Source organism: Pilimelia terevasa (assembly GCF_014647915.1).
GTDB lineage: Bacteria > Actinomycetota > Actinomycetes > Mycobacteriales > Micromonosporaceae > Pilimelia > Pilimelia terevasa.
On the sequence record NZ_BMQC01000001.1, the window covers coordinates 36,714 to 61,718 of the forward strand.

General features: G+C 77.7%; 17 protein-coding genes and 1 pseudogene. 12 read left to right on the forward strand and 6 right to left on the reverse strand.

The annotated features are described in order from the left end of the window. Nucleotides 1–257: 257 nt before the first annotated feature. The 4 genes and pseudogenes from nth to IEY75_RS00210 all read left to right on the forward strand — a co-directional run. Nucleotides 258–1,007 (forward strand): annotated as a pseudogene (gene nth / locus IEY75_RS00195) (endonuclease III); the annotation flags it as partial. A gap of 77 nt (nt 1,008–1,084) precedes the next feature. Beyond that, complete coding sequence (locus tag IEY75_RS00200; RefSeq protein WP_189112096.1) at nt 1,085–1,756, forward strand: TlpA family protein disulfide reductase; 672 nt, start codon at nt 1,085–1,087, stop codon at nt 1,754–1,756. After that, a complete protein-coding gene (locus IEY75_RS00205) occupies nt 1,753–2,439 on the forward strand; it encodes an NUDIX hydrolase (protein ID WP_189112097.1) in 687 nt (228 codons plus the stop codon). Before IEY75_RS00200 ends, IEY75_RS00205 begins: the two co-directional genes overlap by 4 nt. Before the next feature lie 4 nt (nt 2,440–2,443). Further along, the gene (locus tag IEY75_RS00210; RefSeq protein ID WP_189112098.1) at nt 2,444–3,622 is read left to right on the forward strand and encodes a MarP family serine protease; all 1,179 of its coding nucleotides are present in this window, start codon (nt 2,444–2,446) and stop codon (nt 3,620–3,622) included. A 144-nt stretch (nt 3,623–3,766) separates the two neighbouring features. Here IEY75_RS00210 and mycP read toward each other — a convergent pair whose 3' ends face one another. Next, nucleotides 3,767–5,125, reverse strand: coding sequence for a type VII secretion-associated serine protease mycosin (gene mycP / locus IEY75_RS00215; protein WP_373290175.1), 1,359 nt, complete (start codon nt 5,123–5,125; stop codon nt 3,767–3,769). Nucleotides 5,126–5,237: 112 nt separating this feature from the next. Beyond that, on the reverse strand, nt 5,238–9,176 hold the full coding sequence (gene eccCa / locus IEY75_RS00220) for a type VII secretion protein EccCa (RefSeq protein WP_189112099.1): 3,939 nt from the start codon (nt 9,174–9,176) through the stop codon (nt 5,238–5,240). 61 nt (nt 9,177–9,237) lie between these two features. Here eccCa and eccD point away from each other — a divergent pair, with 61 nt between their 5' ends. Beyond that, nucleotides 9,238–10,689, forward strand: coding sequence for a type VII secretion integral membrane protein EccD (gene eccD, locus IEY75_RS00225; RefSeq protein WP_229789233.1), 1,452 nt, complete (start codon nt 9,238–9,240; stop codon nt 10,687–10,689). A gap of 61 nt (nt 10,690–10,750) precedes the next feature. Here eccD and IEY75_RS00230 read toward each other — a convergent pair whose 3' ends face one another. After that, complete coding sequence (locus IEY75_RS00230) at nt 10,751–11,272, reverse strand: inorganic diphosphatase (RefSeq protein ID WP_189112100.1); 522 nt, start codon at nt 11,270–11,272, stop codon at nt 10,751–10,753. Nucleotides 11,273–11,724: 452 nt separating this feature from the next. On the opposite strand from IEY75_RS00230, the gene dacB reads away from it, so the two are divergent. From dacB to tilS, 3 genes are read left to right on the forward strand one after another with little or no spacing between them, the layout of a single operon-like run. Further along, nucleotides 11,725–14,085: a D-alanyl-D-alanine carboxypeptidase/D-alanyl-D-alanine endopeptidase gene (gene dacB / locus IEY75_RS21535; RefSeq protein WP_229789234.1), complete on the forward strand. Its 2,361-nt coding sequence runs from the start codon at nt 11,725–11,727 to the stop codon at nt 14,083–14,085. A gap of 38 nt (nt 14,086–14,123) precedes the next feature. Beyond that, the gene (locus tag IEY75_RS00240; protein ID WP_189112101.1) at nt 14,124–15,173 is read left to right on the forward strand and encodes an Rv3626c family coenzyme F420 biosynthesis-associated protein; all 1,050 of its coding nucleotides are present in this window, start codon (nt 14,124–14,126) and stop codon (nt 15,171–15,173) included. Next, nucleotides 15,170–16,186 (forward strand): tRNA lysidine(34) synthetase TilS, encoded by a 1,017-nt coding sequence (gene tilS / locus IEY75_RS00245; RefSeq protein WP_189112102.1) that lies wholly within the window; start codon nt 15,170–15,172, stop codon nt 16,184–16,186. Before IEY75_RS00240 ends, tilS begins: the two co-directional genes overlap by 4 nt. A gap of 16 nt (nt 16,187–16,202) precedes the next feature. On the opposite strand, the gene IEY75_RS00250 is transcribed toward tilS, so the two are convergent. Beyond that, complete coding sequence (locus tag IEY75_RS00250; RefSeq protein WP_189112103.1) at nt 16,203–16,835, reverse strand: ATP-binding protein; 633 nt, start codon at nt 16,833–16,835, stop codon at nt 16,203–16,205. 234 nt (nt 16,836–17,069) lie between these two features. Between IEY75_RS00250 and hpt the strand changes: the two genes are divergently transcribed. The 4 genes from hpt (at nt 17,070) to IEY75_RS00270 (ending at nt 21,539) form a co-directional block, all read left to right on the forward strand. Beyond that, a complete protein-coding gene (gene hpt, locus IEY75_RS00255) occupies nt 17,070–17,645 on the forward strand; it encodes a hypoxanthine phosphoribosyltransferase (protein ID WP_189112104.1) in 576 nt (191 codons plus the stop codon). A 238-nt stretch (nt 17,646–17,883) separates the two neighbouring features. Further along, on the forward strand, nt 17,884–19,935 hold the full coding sequence (gene ftsH / locus IEY75_RS00260; protein WP_189112105.1) for an ATP-dependent zinc metalloprotease FtsH: 2,052 nt from the start codon (nt 17,884–17,886) through the stop codon (nt 19,933–19,935). Beyond that, the gene (gene folE / locus IEY75_RS00265; protein ID WP_229789285.1) at nt 19,932–20,591 is read left to right on the forward strand and encodes a GTP cyclohydrolase I FolE; all 660 of its coding nucleotides are present in this window, start codon (nt 19,932–19,934) and stop codon (nt 20,589–20,591) included. Before ftsH ends, folE begins: the two co-directional genes overlap by 4 nt. A 291-nt stretch (nt 20,592–20,882) precedes the next feature. Beyond that, a complete protein-coding gene (locus tag IEY75_RS00270) occupies nt 20,883–21,539 on the forward strand; it encodes a DUF4360 domain-containing protein (protein ID WP_189112106.1) in 657 nt (218 codons plus the stop codon). A 102-nt stretch (nt 21,540–21,641) separates the two neighbouring features. Here IEY75_RS00270 and IEY75_RS00275 read toward each other — a convergent pair whose 3' ends face one another. Both IEY75_RS00275 and IEY75_RS00280 read right to left on the reverse strand, forming a co-directional pair. Then, on the reverse strand, nt 21,642–22,259 hold the full coding sequence (locus tag IEY75_RS00275; protein ID WP_189112107.1) for a hypothetical protein: 618 nt from the start codon (nt 22,257–22,259) through the stop codon (nt 21,642–21,644). Next, nucleotides 22,256–24,793, reverse strand: a complete 2,538-nt coding sequence (locus IEY75_RS00280) for an FtsK/SpoIIIE domain-containing protein (protein ID WP_189112108.1) — start codon at nt 24,791–24,793, stop codon at nt 22,256–22,258. Before IEY75_RS00280 ends, IEY75_RS00275 begins: the two co-directional genes overlap by 4 nt. Nucleotides 24,794–25,005 lie beyond the last annotated feature (212 nt).

Genomic DNA, 25,005 nt, shown 5'->3' on the forward strand with positions numbered 1-25,005 from the left:
GGTCCAGCGGACCAGGCCGGCGCCCCCTGTCCCTGTCGGGGAGCGGGGGTGTCGGCCGCGGGACGTACGCTCGATCGGTGAGCCGCTCCCGCCCCACCGCCGCCCCCGTACCGCCTGCCCCCGTGCTGCCTAGCCCCGTGCTGCCTGGCCCCGTGCCGCCCACCCCCGTACCGCCCGCTGCCGCACGGCCCGCGACCGCGCCGCCTGCCCCCGCGCCGCCGGCGGCCGCGGCGCCCGCCGCTCGCCGGGAGACGGCGCTGGGGCTGAAGCGGCGGGCCAGGCGGATCTCCCGACTCCTCGCCGACGCCCACCCGGACGCGCACTGCGAGCTGGACCACGCCGACCCGCTCCAGCTCGCCGTGGCCACCATCCTGTCCGCCCAGTGCACCGACGAGCGGGTCAACGCCGTGACCCCGGCGCTGTTCGCCCGCTACCGCACCGCCGCCGACTACGCCGCCGCCGACCGCGCCGAGGTCGAGGAGCTGATCCGGCCCACCGGCTTCTTCCGGAACAAGACCGACTCGCTGCTCAGGCTCGGCCAGGCCCTGGTCGAGCGGCACGGCGGCGAGGTGCCGCGGACCCTGGAGGCCCTCGTCCGGCTGCCCGGGATCGGCCGCAAGACGGCCAACGTGATCCTCGGCAACGCGTTCGGCGTACCGGGACTCACGGTCGACACCCACTTCCAGCGGCTGGCCGCGCGCCGCTGGGGCTGGACCGACGAGACCGACCCGGTGAAGATCGAACACGCGGTCGGCGCCCTCGTCGAGCGGCGCGACTGGACGATGCTGTCGCACCGGATCATCTTCCACGGCCGCCGGGTCTGCCAGGCGCGCAAGCCGGCCTGCGGCGCCTGCCTGCTGGCCGCGCTCTGCCCGGCGTACGGCGCCGGCCCGACCGCACCGGCGGCCGCGGCGAAGCTGCTCAAGGGACCCCGCGCGCGGGAGCTGGCCGCGCTCGCCGGAGTCGACCCCGACCTCGTCCCCGCACCGGCGGGAGCCGGCCGCGCTGACCCGGCCGCGCCCGCCGACCCGGCCGCGCCCACCGACCCGGCCGCGCCCGCTGGGCCGGCCGCCGCGGTGGGCGGGTGAGCCGCCGCCGCGCCGGGCTGGCGGCCGGGCTCGCCGGGCTGGCGGCGCTCGCGCTCGCCGCCGGCTGCGCGGACCGCGGTCCCCGCGCCGCCGCGCCGCCGCCCCCGCCGTTCGCGGACTGCGCCGCCCTGTCACCCCCGCCCCGCCTCGTCCTGTCGCCCACGTCGGCCGGCGGCGCCCTGTCGGCCGCGTCACCCGGCGCTCCGTCGGCCGCGCCGGGTAGTACCGGTGGGGCCGGGGCCGCCCGCGCGGGGGAGCGGGGGCTGCCCGCGCTGGCGCTGCCGTGCCTGACCGGCGGGGCCGCCGTCGCCACCGGCGCGCTCGCCGGCCCGCTCGTGGTGAACCTGTGGGCCACCTGGTGTCCGCCGTGCCGGGCGGAGCTGCCGGTGTTCCAGCGGTTCGCCGACCGGACGCCCGGCGTGCGGGTCCTCGGCGTGGTCACCAGCGACAACCCGGACTGGGCCGGCGACCTCGGCCGCGACCTGGGGGTGCGGTTCCCGCAGCTCGTCGACCGCACCGGCGCCCTCCAGCGGGCCCTCGGCGCCGTCGGACTGCCCGCCACGGTCCTGCTCCCCGCCGACGGCCGGCCCCGGTACCTGCACCAGGCGCCGCTGACCGAGGCGACCCTGGCGTCGCTGGCGGCCACCCACCTCGGGGCCCGGCCGTGACCGCGCTCCCCGCGTGGTGGGAGCCGCTGCTCAGCCGTGCCCGGCAGGCCCGCGCCGGGGACTTCACGCGGCTGCACCGGCCCGAGCCGGGCGGGCGGGTCGGCGCCGTCCTCGTGCTGTTCGGGCAGGACGCCACCGGCGAGCCGGACGTACTGATCATCCAGCGGCCGCGCACCATGCGGACCCACGCCGGCCAGCCGGCCTTCCCGGGCGGCGCGGCGGAGCCCGCCGACGCCGACGCCGCCGCCACCGCGCTGCGCGAGGCGACCGAGGAGGTGGGGCTGCGGCCCGGGACCGTGACCGTGCTGGCCACCCTGCCGGCCCTGTGGATCCCGGTCAGCGACTTCGTGGTCAGCCCCGTGCTGGCCTGGTGGCGCGCGCCGCACGACCTGCACGCCGTCCAGGTCAGCGAGGTGGCCCGGGTGGCCCGGGTCCGCGTCGCCGACCTGGTCGACCCGGCCCGCCGCAGCCAGGTGCGCCACCCCGGCGGCTGGGTCGGTCCGGGGTTCGACGTCGCCGGGATGCGGGTCTGGGGCTTTACCGCCGGTGTGCTCTCCCGCCTGCTGGAGCTGGGCGGCTGGGCGGTGCCCTGGTCGGCCGAGCGGATCATCGATCTTGACCCGTCCGACGCGCCAGCCGGACCGCGCGTTGTGGGCTCCGGGTGGGAGCCACCCGTACCCTGATGGGGTGTCCCCGCTCGACTATCTGCTGATCCTGTTGATGCTGGCGTTCGCCTTCAGCGGCTACCGCCAGGGCTTCGTCACGGGCGCACTCTCCTTCACCGGCTTCTTCGGCGGGGCGGTCGTCGGCCTCCAGGTCGGCCCGTGGCTGGCCAACCAGGTCATCGATCCGACGTTCAAGGTCACGGTGGCGCTCGCTGCGGTGTTCGGACTGGCGGTGATCGGCCAGGCCGCGGCCGGCATCCTGGGCACCCGGCTGCGCAAGGGCATCCAGCACCGGTACGGCCGGATGGCCGACGACATCGGCGGGGCCGGCATCTCGCTGGTCGCCATGGTGCTCGTGGTGTGGCTGGTGGCGGTACCGCTGGGCGTCTCGTCGCTGCCGTGGGTGGCCGCGGCGGTGCGGACCTCGAAGGTGCTGGACGGGATCGACGCCGTCGTGCCGGAGCCGGCCAAGGCGATGTCCCAGCGGCTGCGCCAGAGCGTCGACACGCGCGGCTTCCCGGACGTCTTCGAGGGGCTGGACGCGACCCGGGTCACCGAGGTGGCCGCGCCCGACCCGGCGCTGGCCCGGTCGGTCGCGGTGGCCACGGGCAAGCGGTCGATGGTGAAGGTCCTCGGCAACGCCCCGACCTGTTCGCGGCGGATCGAGGGCTCCGGGTTCGTGTACGCCGCGGAGCGGGTGATGACCAACGCACACGTGGTGGCCGGCACCGAGCGGGTCCGCGTCGAGCTGGACGGCGACCGGCACGACGCCACCGTCGTCGTCTACGACCCGGGCCGCGACCTGGCCGTCCTGCGGGTGCCGGGGCTGCGGGCGCCGGTCCTGCCGTTCGTCCGGCAGGCGGCGGAGACCGGCCAGAACGCCGTGGTGCTGGGCTTCCCGCTGGACGGGCCGTTCAACGCGCAGGCGGCGCGCATCCGCGACCTGCGGCAGATCACCGGGCCGGACATCTACGACGACCGCCGGGTGACCCGGCAGGTGTACACGATCCGCGCGCTGGTCCGCAGCGGCAACTCGGGCGGCCCGCTGGTGACGGCCGACAGCCGGGTCCTCGGCGTGATCTTCGCGGCGGCGGCGGACGACCGCAACACCGGCTTCGCCGTCAGCGCCACCGAGGCCGCCGGGGTGGCCGAGGTCGGGCGCACCGCGACCGACCGCACCCGGACCGGCCGCTGCGCCTGAGCCCCGCCGCCGTCCGGAGCGGCCGGGTGGGCAGCGCCCCGCCTCGGTCGCCGGTGCCGTCCGACGGTCGCCGGTGCGCGGCAGGTTTACCGGTGCTCGGCAGGTCGTTCAGTGCGCGGCAGGGAGTCGGTGCGCGGCAGGTGGTCAGTGTTCGGCCGGGAGCGGGGCCGCCGCGCGGCGGGCCGCCGCCCGCAGGGCCGCGGTGACCAGGGCCCGGCGGGCCGCCGCCCGCAGGGCCGCGGTGACCAGGGCCAGGACGCCGAGCGTCAGGACCGGCAGCCGCGGGTCGGCCGGTGGCGCGTCGCCGGCCGGCGCGGGCGCGCCCGCCAGCCGGGCCGTCGGGGCGCCCCGCGGCGGTACCGCGGCGCCGCCGCTGTCCAGCGGGTTCGCGGCCACCGGAGCCACCCAGCGGGTCAAGGCCGCCAGCGGGTCGACGGCGCCGTACCCGTACGTCGCGTCGCGGCCCGCCGGGCCCAGGTCCTCGGCGGTGCGCAGCAGCCGGGCCACGACCTGGTGGGCGGGCAGGTCCGGCCAGCGGGAGCGGACCAGCGCCGCGGTCGCCGCGACCAGGGGCGCGGCGAAGCTGGTGCCCTGGACGGTCCAGTAGCCGCCGGGGCGGGCGCCGACCAGCGACGTCGCGGGCGCCGCGAGCGCCGTCGCCGGGCCGGTGACCGCGCTGCGCCAGGCGGTGGCCAGGTCGCGGTTGAGGCCGGACACGGCGACCACCCCGGGGTACCGGGCGGGGAACCACACGTCGGCCGGCGCGCCGGGGCCGAGGTTGCCGGTACAGGCGACGACCACGACGTCCCGGTCGGCGGCGTACCGGACGGCCGCGGCCAGGGCCTCGCTGCCGCCCCCGCCGCCGAGCGAGATGTTGACCACCCGGGCGCCCCGGTCGACGGCCCACCGCACCCCCTGCGCCACCACGCCCGCGTCGTCGTACCGGTTGTCGGCGTCCAGCACCCGCACCGGCAGGATGGTGGCCCCCGGTGCCAGCCCGACCACCCCGTCGCCGTCGTCGGCGCGGCCGGCGATCAGGCCGGCGACGGTGGTGCCGTGGCCGACGGCGTCGTACCGGCCGTCGCGGGCGTCGTCGACCAGGTCGAGCCCGGGCAGGACCCGGCCGGCGAGGTCGGGGTGGCCGGCGTCCACGCCGGAGTCGACGACGGCCACGGTCACGCCGGACCCGGTCGCGTACCGCCAGGCGGCGCGGGCGCGCAGGGCGCCGAGCTGCCACTGCTCGCGGCGCGCCTGCCCGCCGTCGGCGCCCGCGGCGGGCGCGCCGCCGGCCCCGCCGGGACCGTCCACACCGGTCGCCGCGGGAACGGCGCCCGTCGCGGCCCCCGGAGCGCGCGCCGCGACGGCGGGCGCGGGCGGGACAGCGGCCGCGGGCGGCGCGGTGCGCGCGGGGGCGGCGGGCTGGGCGCCCAGGAGGGCGGCGGCAGCGCTCAGGAGCAGCGCCGCGGGACGGCCGATCCGTCGGCGGTGGTGCGATGCGGGCAACGCGGCGATCCTCGGGGAATCTCGGGCCGCCGGGGCGGACCCACCTGGATCGTGCCGTCCACGACGACACAGTGCCCGTTAGCTTATCGTTACTTGTCCCGGTATGTCGGGATTAGCGCGCGGTGGAGGCCGGGCAGTCCCCGGGCGGCAGGTGGCCGATCTGGACCAACCGCGGGCCGTGCTGGCGGGTCACCAGCCAGCCCCGCCCCGGCGGCTGCGGCGTCGCCCGCACGGCGCCGACCAGCGGGCCCTCCTCCCGGTCGCCGGACAGCAGCAGCCCCGGCGAGGACAGCTCCCGCAGCCGCTGCACCACCGGTTCGTACAGCGCCCGCGCCGCGCCGCCGGTGCGCCGCGCCAGGACCAGGTGCAGGCCGATGTCGCGGGCCTGCGGCAGGAACTCCAGCAGCGGCAGCAGCGGGTTGGCCGGCCCGGCGACGACCAGGTCGTAGTCGTCGACCAGCACGAAGCACTCCGGACCCGTCCACCAGGAGCGGTCGCGGAGCTGGGCCGGGGTGACGTCCGGGCCGGGCAGCCGGCGGCGCATGTACCCGGCGACGGACTCGATCAGCTCCGCGGTCGGCGCCGCGGCGCTGCCGTACCCGATGAGGTGCGCGGAGGCGACCGCGCCCAGCAGGCTGCGCCGGTAGTCGACCAGGACCAGCCGGGCCTCCTCCGGCGTGCACCGCCGGGTGACCGTCGTGGCCAGCGCCCGCAGGAACGACGACTTGCCCGACTCGGTGTCGCCGAAGACCAGTAGGTGCGGGGACGCGGCGAAGTCCACGCCGACCGGGCGCAGATCCGCCTCGGCCACGCCGACCGGCAGCGTCAGGCCCGGCCCGGCGGTCACGTCCAGCTCCCCGTACGGCACCACCGCGGGCAGCAGCCGCACCGGCGGCGCCGCCGGCCCCGGCCAGTGGGCCCGGACGGCCCGCGCCAGCCCCGCCGGCCCGTCGTGCCCGGCGACCTCCGGCCGCACCGTCAGCAGGTGCCGGCCCTCGGCGGTGAGGCCGCGCCCCGGGGCGCGCGCGGGGACGTCGGCCGCGGCCCGGCGGGAGACGGCCGAGTCGCCGGGCTCGCCCAGCCGCAGCTCCACCCGCGAGCCGAACAGGTCCCGGATGCCGGGCCGGAAGTCCAGCCAGCGGGTGGCCGACGCGGCGACGTGGACGCCGTACGACAGCCCGCGGGTGGCCAGATCCGTGATCACCGGCTCCAGGTCGTCGAACTCCGCGCGGACCGTCGCCCAGCCGTCGACCACCAGGAACACGTCGCCGTACGGGTCGTCGGCCGGGCGCCGGGCCCGGAAGTCGCGCATCGAGCCGATGCCGGCGGCGGCGAACCGGCGCTCGCGCTCGGCCAGCAGCGTCGCCAGCTCGCCGACGGTCCGCCGGACCGCCGCCGCGTCCCGCCGGCCCGCCACGCCGCCGACGTGCGGCAGTTCCCGGACCGCCCCGAGGCCGCCGCCGCCGAAGTCCAGGCAGTACACCTGCGCCTCGGCCGGGGTGTGGGTCAGCGCCAGGCCGCAGACGAGCGCGCGCAGCGCGTGCGTCTTGCCGGACTGCGGCGCGCCCACGACGGCGACGTGGCCCGCGGCGCCGTCCAGCGCCAGCCAGAGCAGGTCGCGGCGCTGCTCGTACGGCCGGTCCACGACCGCGACCGGCACCTGCAGGGCGCCGTGCAACTGCGGGTTGCCGACGGTCAGCCCGCGGTCGCCGTAGGGCGTCGGCGGACCGAGGATCTCGTCGAGGGTCGGCGCCGCCGCCAGCGGCGGCAGCCACACCTGGTGGGCCGGCGGGCCCTGCCCGGCCAGGCGGTCGACCAGGATGTCCAGGAGGCTGTCGGCCCGGGGGTCGACCGGCGCGGCCGGGGCGGCCGCCGGCTCCGCGGCCGGGACCAGGTGGGTGGTGAACTCCCGCGGCCGCGGCCCGCCCCCGCCGTCGGCGCCCGGCGGGCGGGGCCGGGCGTAGGGCCCCGACGCGTACGCGGCGCGGAACCGCACCAGCGGCTCCGTCCCGAAGCGCAGGTAGCCGTGGCCGGGCGAGCGCGGCAGCGTGTACGCGTCCGGCACGCCGAGGACGGCCCGCGACTCCAGCGGGGAGAAGGTGCGCAGCCCGATCCGGTACGACAGGTGGGTGTCGAGCCCGCGCAGCCGGCCCTCCTCCAGCCGCTGGCTGGCCAGCAGCAGGTGGACCCCCAGCGACCGGCCGACCCGGCCGATCTGGACGAACAGGTCGATGAAGTCCGGTTTGGCGCTGAGCAGCTCCGAGAACTCGTCGCAGACCAGGAACAGCGTCGGCAGCGGCGCCAGCGGCTCCCCGCCCGCGCGGGCCCGGGCGTAGTCGCGGACGCTGCTGTGGTTGCCCGAGCGGCGCAGCAGCTCCTGGCGCCGGACGAGTTCGCCGTTGAGCGCGTCCACCATCCGGTCGACCAGGGGCAGCTCGTCGGCGAGGTTGGTGATGACGGCGGCGGTGTGCGGCAGCCGGTCCAGCGACGCGAACGTGGCCCCGCCCTTGAAGTCCACCAGCACGAAGTTGAGCACCTCGGACGAGTGCCGGACGGCCAGCGCCAGCACCAGCGTGCGCAGCAGCTCCGACTTGCCCGAACCGGTGGCGCCGACGAGCAGCCCGTGCGGCCCCATGCCGTCCTGGGCGGACTCCTTGATGTCCAGCTCCACCCCGGTACCGTCGGCGCCCACCCCGATCGGCACCCGCAGCAGCTCCCGCGGCGGTCGCTGCGCCCACTCCCGCGCGACATCGAGGGCGTCCGGGTCGCCCAGGCGCAGCAGCTCGGCCAGGCCCAGGTCGGCGGCCAGCGGCTCCCCGCCGGCCGCCGCCGGGGCCGCCAGCCGCCGGCCGGCCAGCCGCCGCGCGAGCGCCTCGGCCTCCGCCCGGCTGACCCGGTCGGCGCGGCCGACGACCGTCTCGCCGTCGGCCGCCGCGGTGCGCAGCGCGCCGTCGGCCGCCAGCGTGAGTGCCAGGGCGCCGCGGTCGCGCCGGGTCGGCGGCGGCCGGTCCAGGTCGAGCAGCGTGACCCCCGCCAGGCCGCCCTCGGCCGCCAGGTGCGCCGCGCCGTCAAGATCCCCGCCGTCGACCAGCACCACCAGGTGGGGGCCCTCGGCCGGCGGCTGGCCGGGGGCGAAGCGCGGCCGCTGCGCGACCAGGTCGCCGAGCAGCGCCTCCAGCGCCGGGGCCGTGGCGGCGACCAGGCGGACGGGGCCCAGGGCGTCGGCGCGCCGCGGGTGCCCGGCGTGCGGCAGCCACTTCACCCACTCCCACTCCGCGCGCCGCCGCGGCCCGGCGCAGACGGCGAGCAGCAGGTCCTCCGGCGCGTGGAAGGTGACGAGCTGGAGCAGCACGCCGCGGACGAGCGCCACCGCCGTGTCGGCGGGGGCCGCCGCCTCCTGCCGCACGTAAACCCGGGCGAAGCCGCGCAGCGCCACGGCGACCGGCAGGTCCGGGACGACCGCGTGGGTGTCCAGGAAGCGCCGCAGCGCCCCCGCCGTCATCGGCTCCAGGTCCTCCGGCGGGCGGGTGGCCGGCGCCACCAGCGGGGTGGCCAGGGCCTGCGGACCCACCGCGACCCGGACGACGCCGAAGTCGCCGTCGCCGCGCCGCCGCTCCCACAGCCGGTGGCTGTCGACCGTGGACCACAGCCGGGCCGGGTCCGGGTGCCGGTAGAGCTGGCCGACGCGCTGCCGGTGGGCGGCCCGGCGCACCTGGCGGCGGACGCCGGCCAGGTGGCGCAGGTAGTCGCGGCGGGCCTGCATCAGCTCGGCCCGGCGCGGCGAGGACCCGCCGGTCCACGAGGTCGCCAGCATCGCCAGCGACGACAGGCCGAAGATCCCGCCGACCACGTACGCGTAGGCGCCGCCGTCCCGGCCGAACATCATCGCCATCGCCGCGGTGCCGCCCAGCATCGGCAGCGCCGTCAGGACCTGCTGCCACCGCCCGCCGGCCTCCCGCGGGATCTCCGGCGGCGGGTCCAGTGCCAGCGGCCCGGTCGGGATCTCCGGCGCCGGCCGGCGCGGCTGGCGGCGTACGACGGTCGGGCCCACGGCTCCTCCAGCGCCCGCCGGGAGGGGGCCGCCGGGTCCGGCCATCGTAGGTACAGTGCCCTTGTCCGCGCAGGCCGTGCCGGGGAGGGTGGACGCCGTGACCGCCGACCAGACTGGACGGACGGCGACCGTCGGCCTGGTCCGGCTCACCGTCCGCGCCCCGCACCGCCAGCTCGACCTGGCGCTGCCGGCCGACGTGCCGCTGGCGGCCCTGCTGCCCGCCCTGCTCCGGCTCGCCGGCGCCGAGCTGGCCGACGAGGGCGAACGGCACGGTGGCTGGCTGCTGCGCCGCACCGCCGGCGAGGCGCTGAGCCCCGCGTCGACGCTCGCCGCGCAGGGGGTCCGCGACGGCGCGCTGCTGCACCTCGTGCCCGCCGGGCTGCGCTGGCCGGCGCCGGAGAGCGACGACGTGGCCGAGGTGATCGCCGACGCCGCCCGCCGGCAGGGCCCCGACTGGGACGGCACGCGCACCCGCACCTGGTGCCGGATCGCCGCGAGCGGGCTGCTGGCGGTGCCGCTGCTGGTCCTGGCCCACCGCGGGGTGACGCCGACGGCGCTGCCGTACCTGCTGCTGGCCGCCGCGGCGGCGCTGACCGTGGGCGGTACCGTCGCCGCGCGCGCCCACGGCGACGCGGGCCCGGGGGCGGTACTGGCCGGCTGGGCGCTGCCGTACGCGTTCCTCGGGGCGGCGCTCGCCCTCGGCGCGGACAACGCCGTCGGCCCGCTGCCCCTCCTCGGCTGGCTGGGCGCGCCGCAACTGCTCGTCGGCGGCGTCGCCGCCGCGGTCGCGGCCGTCGCGGGGCTGGCCGGCGCGGCGGCCGGGCCGCGCTCGGGGGTCGCCGGGCTGACGGCCGGGGTCGGCGCGGGGCTGGCCGGGGCGGCGGGGTACCAGGGCGCGGCGACGTCGGTCGCCGCCGTGCTGCTGGCGGTCGCGGTGTGCGGGGTCGGGCTGCTGCCGCTGCTGGCCATCCGGCTGGGCCGGCTGCCGCTGCCGCCGCCGGCCGGGCCGGCGGACGGCGCGGTCGCGGACGGGGCGCCGGACCCCGCCGCGGTCGGCGGGGCCGTCGCGCGGACCGCGGCGCTGCTGACGGGGATGCTGGCGGGCCACGCGCTGCTGTGTACGGCGGCCGCCGCGGTACTCGTGGCGGCGGGCGGGCCCGCGGCCCGGGCGCTCGTCGCGGTCGCGGGAGTGGCGCTGCTGCTGCGGGCGCGGCTATTTGCGGCGGCCGGGCAGCGGGTGCCGGTACTGGTCGCGGGCCTGGCGGCGCTGGCGGCGGCGGCCTTGGCGGTGGCGGGGGCGGCCGGGACGCGCGGGCTGGCCGGACTGACCGTCGTCGCGGTCCTGGCGGCGCTCGGGGTGGCGGTCGCCGGCGGGGTGTACGCGGTGCGCCCCGCCTCGCCGTACCTCGGCCGCCTCGCCGACCTGCTCGACACGGCGTCGCTGGTCGCCGTGGTGCCGCTGGCCTGCGCCGTGCTGGACCTCTACGCGCGCGTGCGCAACCTCGCGGGCTGACCGGAGCGCGTCGACCGGGACGGCGCGGCGGCGTGCCGCGGCGTCCCGGTCGACGGTCGATTCAGTGCGCGGCGGTGCCGTTGCCGGCGGCGGCCTGCGCCTCCGCCTCGGCGAACCGCTTGCGCGAGTTCATGATCTCGGCCTCGGCCTCGGTGCGGCCGACCCAGGTGGCGCCCTCGACGGACTTGCCGGGCTCCAGGTCCTTGTACACCTCGAAGAAGTGCTGGATCTCCAGCCGGTCGAACTCGGCGACGTGGTGGATGTCGCGCAGGTGCTCCTGCCGCGGGTCGTCGGCCGGGACGCAGAGCAGCTTGTCGTCGCCGCCCTTCTCGTCCGTCATCCGGAACATGCCGATCGCGCGACAGCGCACCAGGCAGCCCGGGAACGTCGGCTCCTGGATGAGGATCAGCGCGTCGAGCGGGTCGCCGTCCTCCCCGAGCGTGTTGTCGACGAAGCCGTAGTCCGCGGGATACTGGGTGGACGTGAACAGCGTGCGGTCCAGGCGGATCCGACCGGTGACGTGGTCGACTTCGTACTTGTTGCGGTGACCCTTAGGGATCTCGACCGTGACGTCGAAGTCCATTCCACGCTCCTCGTAACCGTTCTCCGTCGCCGCCGTTGGCCGGCTGTGAGTAGTGTCCCGTAGGACACGGGCGGACGGGTGAGGAGGGTTGGGTGGGGAGGCGAGATTCACAGGACGATTCTGCCGAATTTGGCGTAACTCCGGCACCCAGTACGCAGAATCCACCCGAGAAACCGAGGGGGGAGCACCCGGACGGCCGACCCGGCGCGGAGGCCGCACCGGGCGGATGGCCCCCCGCCGCACCTGCGCGGCCCGGTGTCGGGGGAGCGTCCACGGACGAGGAAGCCGCGCCGCGACCGGAGTCCGGTACGGACGCGCCCGCCGCGGCGGAACCGGCAGGGGAGCCGTCGTCCACGGACGGGGGACAGCCGGCGCGACCCGACGTCGCGCCGCCGGGTGATCCCGTCGCGCCGGGACCCGCCGGGGGCGAGGCGCCCGGCGACGACCCGGGGGTGACGGTCGCCCTGCCGCCGGTCGCTCCCCTGCCGCCGGTCGCGCCCGTTCCGCCGGCCGCGGCGCCCGCGGTGTCCGCGCCTGAGGAGGCGGTCGGGTCGGTGCCGCCGCCCGCGGCACCGCCATCGATGCTCCGGCCGCCCGCGACGAGCTGGCCGGCGACCGCCGCGGCCGTGCCGTGGCCGCCGCCGCCCGTCCCCCCGACCCCGGCCACCTCCGCCGTCCCCCCGCTGCCGACCGCTGCACCGCCGCCGGCCGCGCCCCTGGAAGCCGCGGCACCGCCGGCGTCCGCGGCGGGAGCACCGCCCGGGTCGGCGGGCCGGCCGCCCGCGGCGCCGGCCGGGTCGCCGCCGCCGGTGTTCGGGCCGGGCGCCGTCGTCGCCGCGCGGATGGCGGCGGCGAGCGGAGCCGGTGCGTCCGCCCCGCCCCTCGGCTCTCCGCCCGGCGCCACCGCACCCCCGGCGCTCGCGCCCCCCGCGTCGGGGATTCCGGCACCGGGGGACGCGGCGTCGGTCTCCACCCCGTTGACCGCCGGGTCCGCACCGGACACGGCATCCGTCCCCACCACTGCGTCGACCGCGCCCGCACCGGGCACCGCCGCGTCTGCCGCGCAGCCGGCGACCGACGCGACGGACGCCACCCAGCCGATCCTGACCTCCGTCGCCGCGGCCCGGCAGGCGGCGCTCGCGGCGGCCGCGGCCCAGGGCGGCGCCCCCGCACCCGGTGGCACACGGCCCCAGGTCGCCACCCCGGGCACCGCCGCCCCAGGCACCGCCACCCCGGACACCGCCACCCCGGACACCGCCACCCCGGACACCGCCACCCCGGGCAGCACCGGTCCCGACACGGCCGCCTCCGACACGGCCGCCCCTGACACCGCCCCTCCCGGCAGCGCGGTGGCCGGCGTCCCGGGGTCCGGGGCGGCGCCCGGTTCCGCGCCGGGGCGGCAGCGGCGGCGCGCCGTCCTGCTCGCGGCCGCCCTCGTGGTGGTCGTCGGCCTGGGCCTGGTCGGCTGGCGGGTCGGCGTGCTCGACGGGCTCGTCGGGCCGGCGCGCCCGGCGCCCAGCGCCGCCGTCCCCGCCGAGCCCGCCGCCCCGCCCGTGCTGGGCGCGGTCGCCGGTACACCGCCGACCGCCGCCGGGGTCCAGGCCGCCCTCGACGCCGTACTCGGGCGGTCCGCGGTCGGCGGGCAGCTCGGCGTCTCCGTGCTCGACCTGGGCGGCGGGCAGGTGCTGTACGGGCAGTTGGCCGGGACGTCCCTGGTACCGGCGTCGACCATGAAGCTCGTCACGGCGTTCGCGGTCCTCGGCGCCCGCGGCCCCGCGTACCGGCTGGCCACCCGCGCGGTTGCCGGTACCGAGCCGGGCGACGTCGTCCTCGTCGGCGGCGGCGACCCCACGCTCAGCGTGGACGGCGGCGGCACGTACCCGTCGACCGCCCGCCTGGACACCCTCGCCCGCGAGGTCCGCGCTGCCCTGGGCGACACGCGCCCGCGCCGGGTCGTGGTGGACGCGACGCTGTTCACCGGCCCGCTCTACGGGCCGGAGTGGGACAGCGACATCCCCACGGGCGGGCACGGCGGGGCGGTCAGCGCGCTGATGCTGGACGCCGGCCGGGTCCGGCCTCGGGACACCCCGCCGACGCCGCGCAGCACGGAGCCCGACTTGGCGGCCGGGCGGGCGTTCGCGCGGCTGCTGGGCGTCGGCACGGTCGTGCGCGGCACCGCCCCGGCGAAGCCGTCGGCCGCCCCGGCGCCCGCCACGCCGGCCGCCCCGGCGCCCGGCGCCGTCCTCGGCACGGTGCTCTCGCCGCCGGTCCAGCGGCTGGTCGACATCATGCTCGCCGACAGCGAGAACGTCGTCGCCGAGGCGCTGGCCCGCCAGGTGGCGCTCGCCCGGGACCAGCCGGCCTCGTTCGCCGGTGCCGGCACCGCGCTCAACCGGGTGCTCGCCGAGTTCGGGCTGCCGCCCGACGACCGCCTCATCGCCGACGGCAGCGGGCTGTCCCGCGCCAACCGGATCAGCGCGCTCCAGCTCGCCCGGCTCGTGGCCAAGGCCGGCGACACCCGCCGGCCGGCGCTGTCCGGGCTGTACGACGGGCTGCCGGTGGCCGGGTGGTCGGGGACGCTGACGCGGCGGTTCCAGGCGCCGGCCGGCACCGGGCGCCCGGGGATCGGCGTGGTCCGCGCCAAGACCGGCACGCTGCGCGACGTCAACGCGATGGCCGGCGTCGTCACCACCGCCGACGGCCGCGCGCTGGCCTTCGCCGCGGTGGCGAACAACGCCACGCTGCCGTTCTGGGAGACCGAGGCGGCGCTGGACGCGCTGGCCGCGACCCTCGCCGGCTGCGGCTGCCGCTGAGCCCGGCCGGGTCCCCGCGGCGCGGGTACGGTGGGCGCATGGGTCAGCTCGTGGACTGGGACGTGGCCGCCGGCACGGCCGGAGCGCTGGGGCGCACTGGCCCCCGGGTCAGCCTGCCGGAGGCGCGGGCGGTCGTCGCGGCCCTGCGCGCGCTCACCGACGAGGCGGCGGCCCACGTGGCCGCGTTCACCGGCCTGACGGCCGCGGTGGCGCACCCGCCGGTGCGGGTCGTCGACCGCCCCGACTGGGCGCGGGCCAACGTCGAGGGCCTGCGGGCCGTCATCGGCCCCCTGGTCGGCCAGCTCACCGCCGCGCGCGACCCCGGACCGCTGGCCACCGCCGTCGGCGCCCGGCTGACCGGGGTGCAGGCCGGGACGGTGCTGGCGTACCTGTCCGGGCGGGTCCTGGGGCAGTACGAGGTCTTCGCCGCCGACCCGGGCCAGCTCCTGCTCGTGGCGCCGAACATCGTGGACGTCGAGCGCCGCCTCGGCGCCGACCCGCGCGACTTCCGGCTCTGGGTGTGCCTGCACGAGGTCACCCACCGGACCCAGTTCACCGCCGTACCGTGGCTGCGCGCGCACTTCCTGTCCGAGGTGCGCGCGTTCGTCGCCGCCTCGGGGGACCCGGCGGAGCTGCGCGAGCGCCTGCGCCGCGGGGTCGCGGGCCTCGCCGACGCCGTCCGCGAGGGCGGCCGGGGTTCGCTGGTCGACCTGGTCACCACGCCCGCCCAGCAGGTGGTCCTGGACCGGCTCACCGCGCTGATGACCCTGCTGGAGGGGCACGCGGAGTTCGTCATGGACGAGGTGGGCCCCGAGGTCATTCCGACCGTGGGGACGATCCGGCAGCGGTTCGACGCACGGCGCCGGGCGGGCAGCCCGCTGGCGAAGACGATGCGCCGGCTGCTCGGGATCGAGACGAAGCTGCGGCAGTACGCGGAGGGCCGGGTGTTCGTGCACGAGGTCGTCGGCCGGGTCGGCATGGCCGGGTTCAACCGCGTGTTCGCCTCGCCCGACACCCTGCCGCGCCTCGCCGAGGTGACGGACCCGCAGCGCTGGGTGCGGCGGGTGCACGACACCGCCCAGGCGTGACCGGGCCGCCGCCGGCGGTCGCCGCCGTCCGGGTGGCGGTCCGGGCCGGGCTGCGCCGGGCGCGGCTTCCCCCCGGCGCGCTGGTCCTCGTCGCCTGCTCCGGCGGCGCCGACTCGCTGGCCCTGGCGGCGGCGGCGGCCTTCGTCGCGCCGCGGTCGGGGCTGCGGGCCGGCCTGGTCACGGTGGACCACGGCCTCCAGGACGGCGCGGCGGCGCGGGCGGCCGGGGTAGCCCGGTGGGCCGGCGGCGCCGGCCTGCACCCGGCCGAGGCCGTCGCGGTCACCGTGGCCGGGCCGGGCGGCCCGGAGGCGGCGGCCCGGACCGCCCGCTACGCCGCGCTCGCCGCGGCCGCGTCCCGGCACGGCGCCGCCGCGGTCCTGCTCGGCCACACCCGCGACGACCAGGCGGAGACCGTCCTGCTGGCGCTCGCCCGCGGCGGCGGGCCGCGCGGCCTGGCCGGGATGCCGGAGTGCCGGCGGTACGGCGGCGTGCTCCTGCTGCGCCCGCTGCTGGGCCTGCCCCGGGCCACCGCGGCCCGCGCCTGCGCGGAGCTGGCGCTGTCCCCGTGGCGCGACCCGCACAACGCCGACCCGGCGTACGCGCGCAGCCGCGTCCGCGCCGGGGCGCTGCCGGCGCTCGTGGCCGCGCTGGGCGAGGGCGTGGTGGCCAACCTGGCCCGGACGGCCGCGCTGGCGGCGGCGGACAACGCGGCACTCGACGACCTCGCGGCCGCGGCGCTGGAGTCCGCGGCCGACGGCCCGGCGCTGCGGGTCGAGGTGCTGGCGGGACTGCCCGCGGCGGTCCGCACCAGGGTCCTGCGGGCGTGGGCGCGCGCGGCCGGCGCGCCCGGCGGGGCGCTGGCCCAGCGGCACCTCGCCGCCCTGGACGCCCTGGTCACCGACTGGCGGGGCCAGGGCCCGCTGCACCTGCCCGGCGCGCTGGCCGCCCGCCGTACGGCCGGCCTGCTCACCGTGACCCCCCGCGACGCCGGCCCCGCCGCCGGGCCGGGCTGACCGCGGAAGCCGGGGCTCAGCGCGGCGGGGTGTGCGAGGCGGGCAGGTCGACCAGCACCCGCCACGTCGCCGGGGCGCCGTCGGTACCGGGCTGGACCTGCATCCGCCCGCCCTCGGCCACCACCATGCGCGCGCACAGCCGCAGGCCCATCCCGGGCTCGGCGCCCTCCGCGCACGGGTTGGCGACCGTGAGCCGGACGTACCCGCCGACGCGCTCGCCGCCGACGGTGACGGCCGCCCCCGGCGCGTGCCGGGCGGCGTTGCCGAGCAGGGCGAGGAAGATGTGGGCCAGCGCCTCGGGGTGCCCGTTGACGTACAGGCCGTCCGGGACCTCCCAGCAGACCGGCTCCTCGGCGGTCCGGCCCAGCACGAGGAGCGGGGCGAGGACGTCGGCGGCGTCGTAGGCCTGCCGGGTGCCCCGGTGGCCGGTGCGCTCGCGCATCCCGGCCAGGGCCGCCTCCAGCGCGGTGGCCAGGTGCCGCTGGCTCTCCGACAGCGGCGGTGCGGCCTCCGGCGGCGGGGTCCCGGCCCAGCGCCGCAGGTCGGCGGCCAGGCGGCCGGCGGCCCGGCGCGCGGACTGTAGTCCGGTGGCGGGCCACCGGACGGGGGCGACCCGCAGGCCGACTTCCCCGAAGCTGCTCGTACTCACGTTCGCGCCCACCTTTCCGGGCCGCGCGACTGCGGCCACCGGGAGATACGTTGCGGCGGGCCGTGCGGATGAGTGGTCGGTGGGATCCAGCCGTTCGGCCTATCCGGGGGGCGCGGCGGGCGACGGACAAGGGCGATCTGCCCATTGAACGACGGCGCTAAGCCGCGAATCGGGCGGATCGGGAAGGGGGGGTCCCGGCGCGCGCGGGCGTGGGGAATGCGGCACCCTAGAGCCATGGCTGACGGCTCCTGGTACGACGCCGACATCGACCGCGTGATCATCACCGAGGAGGAGATCCAGGAGAAGGTCCGCGCACTGGCGGCCAAGGTCGCCGCCGACCACGCCGACGCCACCGACGGCCTGCTGCTCGTCTGCGTGCTCAAGGGCGCGCTGATGTTCATGGCGGACTTCTCCCGCGCCCTCGGGCGGCTCGGCCCGCCGGCCGAGCTGGAGTTCATGGCCGTCTCCTCGTACGGGCACGGGACGGCCTCCTCGGGCGTGGTCCGCATCATGAAGGACCTGGACCGGGACATCGCCGGCCGCCGCGTCGTCGTGGTCGAGGACATCGTCGACTCCGGGCTCACGCTGTCCTGGCTGCTGCGGTACCTGGAGTCGCGCAACGCCGCCCGGGTGGACGTGGTCGCGCTGTTCCGCAAGCCCGACGCCGTGCGGGTGGAGGTGCCGGTGCGGTACGTCGGCTTCGACCTGCCCAACGAGTTCGTCGTGGGCTACGGGCTCGACTACGCGGAGCGGTACCGCGAGGTGCCCTTCGTCGGGGTGCTGCGCCCCGAGGTCTACCAGCGCGGCTGAGCCGCCGGCATTTCGGCCCCCGCCTAGACGCCCCCGCCACCGGTCGCCGGATGACGGTGTAACGTCGAATAGCCGGTCGTCTACCATGGCCGGCCCGCCGCGCGGAGCCGCCGCGGTACGTCGTCACCCTGCGTCGCGCCGTCCGCGCGCTCCGGGGCGGCGGCGGGCCGACGGGGACTCCGCGTCGTGTGACGGACGTCGATCAGGAGGATCCGGGCGCCCCGCGCTCGACAACAGCATGGAACGTACGCGTTTCTTCCGCCGGCCGGTGGTCTGGATCATCCTGGTGATCGTCGGTGCGGTCTTGCTCAGCTCCTTCCTCACCAGCGGGCCGAGTTACCACGAGGTCACGACCTCCCAGATGCAGGACAAGCTGTCCACCGCCCAGGTCAAGAAGGCGTTGATCCAGGACAAGGAGCAGGTCGTCCAGCTCGATCTGGAGGCCGAGGCGACCTACGGCAAGGTCAAGACGACCCGGATCCAGGCGCACTACCCCAGCGGCGCCGCCAGCGACATCTTCCACAAGGTGGAGGACGCGGGTAAGGCCGGCCGGGTCAAGGAGTGGGACACCCAGCGCAGCGAGGACAGCATCCTCGTCAGCCTGCTGCTCAACCTCCTGCCGATCGTGTTCCTCGTCCTGCTGCTGTTCTTCTTCATGTCGCAGATGCAGGGCGGCGGCTCGCGGGTCCTCAACTTCGGCAAGTCCAAGGCCAAGATGGTCTCCAAGGACATGCCCAAGACCACGTTCGCGGACGTGGCCGGTGCCGACGAGGCGGTCGAGGAGCTGCACGAGATCAAGGACTTCCTCCAGAACCCGGCCAAGTACCAGGCCCTCGGCGCCAAGATCCCGAAGGGCGTGCTGCTGTTCGGCCCGCCCGGTACGGGCAAGACGCTGCTGGCCCGCGCCGTGGCGGGCGAGGCCGGCGTGCCGTTCTACTCGATCTCCGGTTCGGACTTCGTCGAGATGTTCGTCGGCGTCGGCGCCTCCCGCGTCCGCGACCTGTTCGAGCAGGCCAAGAGCAACGCCCCGGCGATCGTCTTCGTGGACGAGATCGACGCCGTCGGCCGGCACCGCGGCGCCGGCATGGGCGGCGGCCACGACGAGCGCGAGCAGACCCTCAACCAGCTCCTGGTCGAGATGGACGGCTTCGACGCCAAGGGCGGCGTGATCCTCATCGCCGCCACGAACCGCCCCGACATCCTGGACCCGGCGCTGCTGCGCCCCGGCCGCTTCGACCGGCAGATCGCCGTCGACTCGCCCGACATGGAGGGCCGCAAGGCGATCCTGCGGGTCCACTCCAAGGGCAAGCCGTTCACCCCGGACGTCGACCTGGACAGCGTGGCCCGCCGCACGCCCGGCTTCACCGGCGCCGACCTGGCCAACGTCATCAACGAGGCCGCGCTGCTGGCCGCCCGCAACGACAAGCGGGCGATCGGCAACGAGTTCCTGGAGGAGTCGATCGACCGGGTGGTCGCGGGTCCGCAGCGGCGCAGCCGGGTGATGAGCGAGAACGAGAAGCGGATCACCGCGTACCACGAGGGCGGGCACGCGCTCGTCGCCTGGGCGCTGCCGCACTCCGCGCCCGTGCACAAGGTGACGATCCTGTCCCGCGGGCGCTCGCTGGGCCACACGCTGGTCCTGCCGACCGAGGACAAGTACACCCAGACGCGGGCCGAGATGATCGACACGCTGGCGTACGCGCTGGGCGGCCGGGCCGCCGAGGAGCTCGTCTTCCACGAGCCCACCACCGGCGCCGGCAACGACATCGAGAAGGCCACCAACCTGGCCCGGGCGATGATCACCCAGTACGGCATGAGCAGCAAGCTCGGCGCGATCAAGTACGGCACCACGGGCGACGAACCGTTCCTGGGCCGCACGTACGGCCACGAGCGGGACTACTCCGACGCGGTGGCCGCCGAGATCGACGCCGAGGTGCGGGGCCTGATCGAGCTGGCCCACGACGAGGCGTGGGAGATCCTGGTCGAGTACCGGGACGTCCTCGACGACATCGTCGTGGAGCTGATGGAGAAGGAGACCATCTCCACGGCCGACATGGCGCGGATCTGCGAGCGCGTCGCCAAGCGTCCGCCGATGGCCCCGTACAGCGGCAACGGCAAGCGCAAGCGGTCGACCCTGCCGCCGGTGGCGATCCCGGCGGCCACCGCCGAGGACGCCGAGGCCCGTGCGGCCGACCCGGAGACCCGGATCGCCGAGCCGCCGTCGCTGCCGACCGAGCCGGGCGCCGGCTCCGGGCCGGTCGGGCCGAGCGGCACCGAGGGACTGTCCTGACCGGCGCGGACGCCGGTGACCGCCCCGCGCTCGACCACATCGCGGCGCGGCTGGTCGACGGCCGGCTGACCGGCGGGCCGGTCGGCGACGCCGTCGACCTGCCGCGCATCGAGGCGGCCGTCCGCGAGATCCTGATCGCGGTCGGCGAGGACCCGGACCGGGACGGCCTGGTCCACACCCCGGGCCGGGTCGCCCGCGCGTACGCCGAGCTGTTCGCCGGGCTGCGCGTGGACCCCGCCCGGGTGCTGACCACGACGTTCGAGGCGGACCACGACGAGCTGGTCATGGTCCGCGACATCGAGGTCGGCTCGGTGTGCGAGCACCACCTGCTGCCGTTCCGGGGCGTGGCCCACATCGGCTACATCCCCGGCGACGACGGCCGGATCACCGGGCTGTCCAAGCTGGCGCGCCTCGTGGACGTGTACGCCCGCCGGCCACAGGTCCAGGAGCGCCTCACCTCGCAGGTCGCCGACCTGCTGCTGCAACAGCTCGCCGCCCGCGGCGTGATCGTCGTCCTGGAGTGCGCCCACCTGTGCATGGAGATGCGCGGCATCCGCAAGGCGGGCGCGCGGACGATCACCTCCGCGGTCCGGGGACTGTTCAAGGAGGACGCGAAGTCCCGCGCCGAGGCGATGTCCCTGATCCTGCACCGCTGAGCGGCGGTCACCTGTCGCACCCGCCTGGGAGGTCGACCTCACGCCGCGGCGTCGTCCACGTTCGACGCCCTGATCGCCGGTCAGGAAGCTCACTGACCGCAGGCTGGATGGCGGTGTGTCGAACCGGCTCTGTCGGTGATCCGACACCTTCGGCGCGGGGTGGTGGAGCGCGCGGCACTGGTAGCGTGCGCCCACGGGGTTCCCGCACCCCGCTCGGTGAGTGGCCAGGGTAGAGCTTCCTCCCACTTCTGGCGCCCGCATGTCCGTACACCAACGACGGGGGACCTGGTTATGAAGCGTGTGCTCATGGGTTTTGGCATCACCTCGATCACTGTCAGTCTGGTTGTCGGCAGTCTGGTGGCCCCCGCGGTGGCGGTGTCGCGGCAGGACGGCCCGGAGGTGCGGATCTCGGACGTGGTGTTTGCAGGTCCCGGCTGTGTGCCGGGTGGCGCGTCTGTCGATATGTCTGCGGGGGGTACGGGGTTGGATCTGCGGTACCGCGACTTCTTCGTCGAGGTCGGCCAGGTCGTGGCGGACGGCGCCAGCACGTGGCGGGACGCCGACTCGAAGGAGTGCGTGGTGAGTCTGCGTCTGGACTACCCGTCGGGCTGGAGCTTCGCCGTCACCTCTCTCGCGTCGCGTGGTCATGCCAGGCTGGCCGCCGGCACCACCGCCAAGCCGGCCACTGGCTACACCTTCGCCGGCATCCCGTCTCCAGCCGACGGCACCTCCAGCTTGGAGGGTCCGACGGATGCCAACTACGCCTACTCCGACGAGGTCAGGTCGCCGGTGTGGAGTGAGTGCGGCAGTTCCCAGGCGCTCGCGGCGCGAATGCGCCTCTCCGCCGATGCCCGCAACGCGGCCCGGGACAGTTCGAGCAGGGTGACCCTGGGTGCGAAGCCCGGCGACGTGGCCACGGAGATCGGTCTCGACTGGAAGAAGTGCTGACCCCGGCCGCTGCGGCGTCTGCCGGAAAGATGGTATAGAGCGTCCCGGACGCTCGTGCGCCACTGAGGCTGGTGGGTCGGGCGCAGGCGCGCCGGCCCGGCGTCAGAGGAGGGCGGCGGCGGCCAGGAGCAGCGGTACCGCGCAGACCGCGCCGCCCACGGCCGGCGTGCGGTCGAGTGTCGCCGAGCGCACTCCCACCCCGACGCCGGCCACCAGGCCGATCACCAGCCAGCCGAGGCCGTACGCCAGGCCGGCCATCCCGGTCATCCACAGCAGCGCGAGGCCCGAGGTGGTGCTGCCCGACGCCGCGTACAGCGCCAGGTTGACCGCGAACGCCACACCCGCGAACGGCCCGTACACCAGCAGGTTGCGCCGCCACGGCCCGGACAGCGGCCCGCCGGGTGCCGGAGCGGCCGTGGCCACCAGCGCGTCGGCGGCGTCGGTGAGGGCGGCGGCCTGGCGCAGGGCGGTCAGGGCGCGGGTCGGGTCGGTGCCCACCGCCGCCACGGCCGCGTGCGCCTCCGCCGGGGCCGGTGCGAGATCCGTGCCCGGTGCGGCCGCCGCCAGGCGCGCGCGCTGGGTCACCAGTCGGGTCCGCAGCGTCACCAGCTCGGTGCGCACCGTGTCGGGTCCGGGGCCGGAGCCGTCGGTACCGGCGCGTTGCAGCAGGTCCAGCTCCTGGGCGGCGGCAACATACTCGCCCCACACGTCCTGGCTCATCGCGCCCCCTCCGCCGCGGCGAACGGCACGATGACGCTGGCCCGGTCGGCGTGCCGGTCGAACAGCAGCGCCCGCTGCGGCCGGTACCGCCAGTCCAGCGGCTGGCCGGTCAGCGCCGCGACGTCGATGTTGGACACGTCCAGGAACACCAGCCCGGCCAGGTCGTCCCGGCCCCGCGCGCCGAGGGCGTCGCTGAGCCGGCGGGCGCTGCGCCACCAGGACACCACGTGCACCCCGCGGGCCGGGCCGCCGTGCAGCAGGTCGCGCAGCGCCTCGCGGGGAAGCTGGTCGGTGTCGAGCAGGGCGTCCATGCCGAAGACGATCACGTGGGCGGGACCGTCGACCGCGTACCGCAGCCCGCCCGCGTCCACCAGGTCCACCTCGTGGGTGCCGGCCAGCTCCTTGGCCAGCAGGTCCGCCGCGGGCGCGCCCTCCACTTCGGCGGCGCAGACCACGAACCGGGTCGGCCGGTCGGGGATGGCCAGCGACCGGGCGGCGGTGTCCAGGAGGCGGGCGCCGTCACCGCCCGGGGACACGATCGCCAGGTGCCGGCCGGCGGACTTGTCCAGCGGGAACGCGGCGGTGGCCCGGGGCAGCGCGACCGTGTGCCCGAGCAGCACGGCCGGCCGGGTGACCTGGCCGACCAGGGCCGCCCGGTACGTCGGGTCGTCGGCCAGGCGCGGCACGGCCCCGCCGTGGAACACCGCCGGGGGGCCGGTCCCGGGGCCGCGCGTGGTGAAGCCGCGGCGGCGCCGGGCCGTCAGCGTCGCCCGGCTCGCGTACGGGTCGGGGAAGCGGACGGTCCGCTCGTGGCCGCGGGTGGCGCCGCGGGGGCCGCCGAAGCCGCCGGCCGTGTTCACCACCGCGGTACCCAGCGCGAGGGCGGCGGCGGCCTCGTTGGTCGGGTCCAGCACGTCGCTGCCGCCGGGCAGCGCCACCCGGACGGGGAACTGGCCGCCCAGCGAGTCGCGCGCGTTGGCGAGCGCCGGCAGGGCGCGCAGGTCGGCGCCGGCCAGCACCAGGTGTACCCCGTACGTCCGGCCCCGCCGGGCGAGGTCGTCGAGCAGCGCCCACGCGTCGGCGGTGAGCCGGTCGTCGTCGGCGACCAGGCGGGGGAAGTCGTCCACGACGCAGACCAGCCGCGGCAGGCGCGGCCCGTCGGCGCGGAGCTGGGCGTACCCCGGGACATCCAGCGCCTCGCAGGCCCGCGCGCGGCGGTGCAGCTCGCCGGTCAGTTCGCGCAGGACGGCAAGCCCGTACTCCCGGTCGGCGGCCACGCCCACCACGCGGACCTGCGGCAGCCAGCCGTCCTCGCCGGGCGCGACCTCGGCGGCGACGCCGCCGTCCCCGAGGTCGACGACGTACAGCTCCAGCTCCTCGGCCCGGTACCGGGCCGCCAGGCCGTGGACGACGTTGAGCAGGAACGCCGAGCGGCCCGCGCCGCGCCGCCCGCCGATCAGCCAGTGCGGGGTCAGGTCCCCGAGGCGCAGCTCGACCGGGCGGTCCCCGTCGGCGCCGACCATGGTGACCAGGCCGTCGGTGGCCACGTGCGCGGTGTCCTCGACGGGCAGCAGGTCGGCCAGCCGCATGGCGCCGCTGCCGGCGACGCCGGCCGCCGCGCACAGCCGGGCGACGAGGGCGGCCGGGGGGTCGGGGTCCAGCACGACCGGCGCGTTCAGGCCCGTCGAGCCGGCCGGCGGTGCCGCGCCGGGCGCCGGTACGCCGAACAGGCCGCCCGGCGGGTCGCCGACCAGGGCGAAGCTGTCGCCGACGGCGAGCTGGGTGGCGCGCGGCAGCGGCCGGGCGGCGGGGTCGGCGGCGGTCGGCGCGGGCGGCCAGCCGGCGACGACCAGGTGCAGGCCGGCCTCCGGGCCGTGCTGGGCCAGCGCGCCGATCCGGCCCAGGTCGGCGCGCGTGAAGCCGTCGGGCAGGCCGGCGACGACCAGCAGGAGCGTCCGGTCGTGCCGGGGGCGGCGGCCGCGGGCCGGGGCGATCCACTGCTCGGCCTCGGCCAGGACGGCGCGCAGGGCGTGGGCGTCGGTAGCGGGCGGCGCCAGGATGCCGGCGTCGGTGAGGGAGGCGAACGGCGCGAACAGGCCGCCGCCGGCCGGGTCGGCGGTGCGCACGAGGAGGGTGCCGGCGGGCGCGGCGGCGAGCAGGCGCAGCAGCAGGGCGCGCAGCAGGCCGGCCACCCGCGGGTCGGCGGCGTCCCGGTCGACGGCCAGGTGGCCCTCGCCGAGCAGCGGCACGACGACGGGGAACTGGGCGTCGCCGCGCGGGCGGCCGACGCCGACGCGCACGTACCGGGGGCGGGGCGCGGTGCCGAAGTCGGCGTGGAACGTCTCGACCAGGGGCGCGCCCAGCCAGTCGGGGGCCAGCGCGGCGGCGGCCCGCGCGAGCCGGGCGGCCAGGCCCGGCAGGTCGGTGGCCGGCGGCGCGGCCGGCGGGGGGCGGTCGAGCAGGCCGGCCACGGCCGCGGCGGTCGCCGTGGCCTGGCGGTGCAGCGTGGCGGCCTCGTCCAGTCGCGTCGTCAACCGCCTGGCACCTCCCTCACTCGGGTAGCCTCCCTCGCCCGGGTAGACGGTAGCGCAGACGATACGCCCGGTGCGCGCACGGCGGCGCCGACCAGGCGTCCGTCACCCTGCCCACAGTGGTGCCGGCGGCGCCGCGCCGCCGCGTCAGTCCGGCCGCGGTGCCCCAGGTCATGGGCTCGCCGAGCAGCGCCAGGCCGAGGACCGCGGCCGCC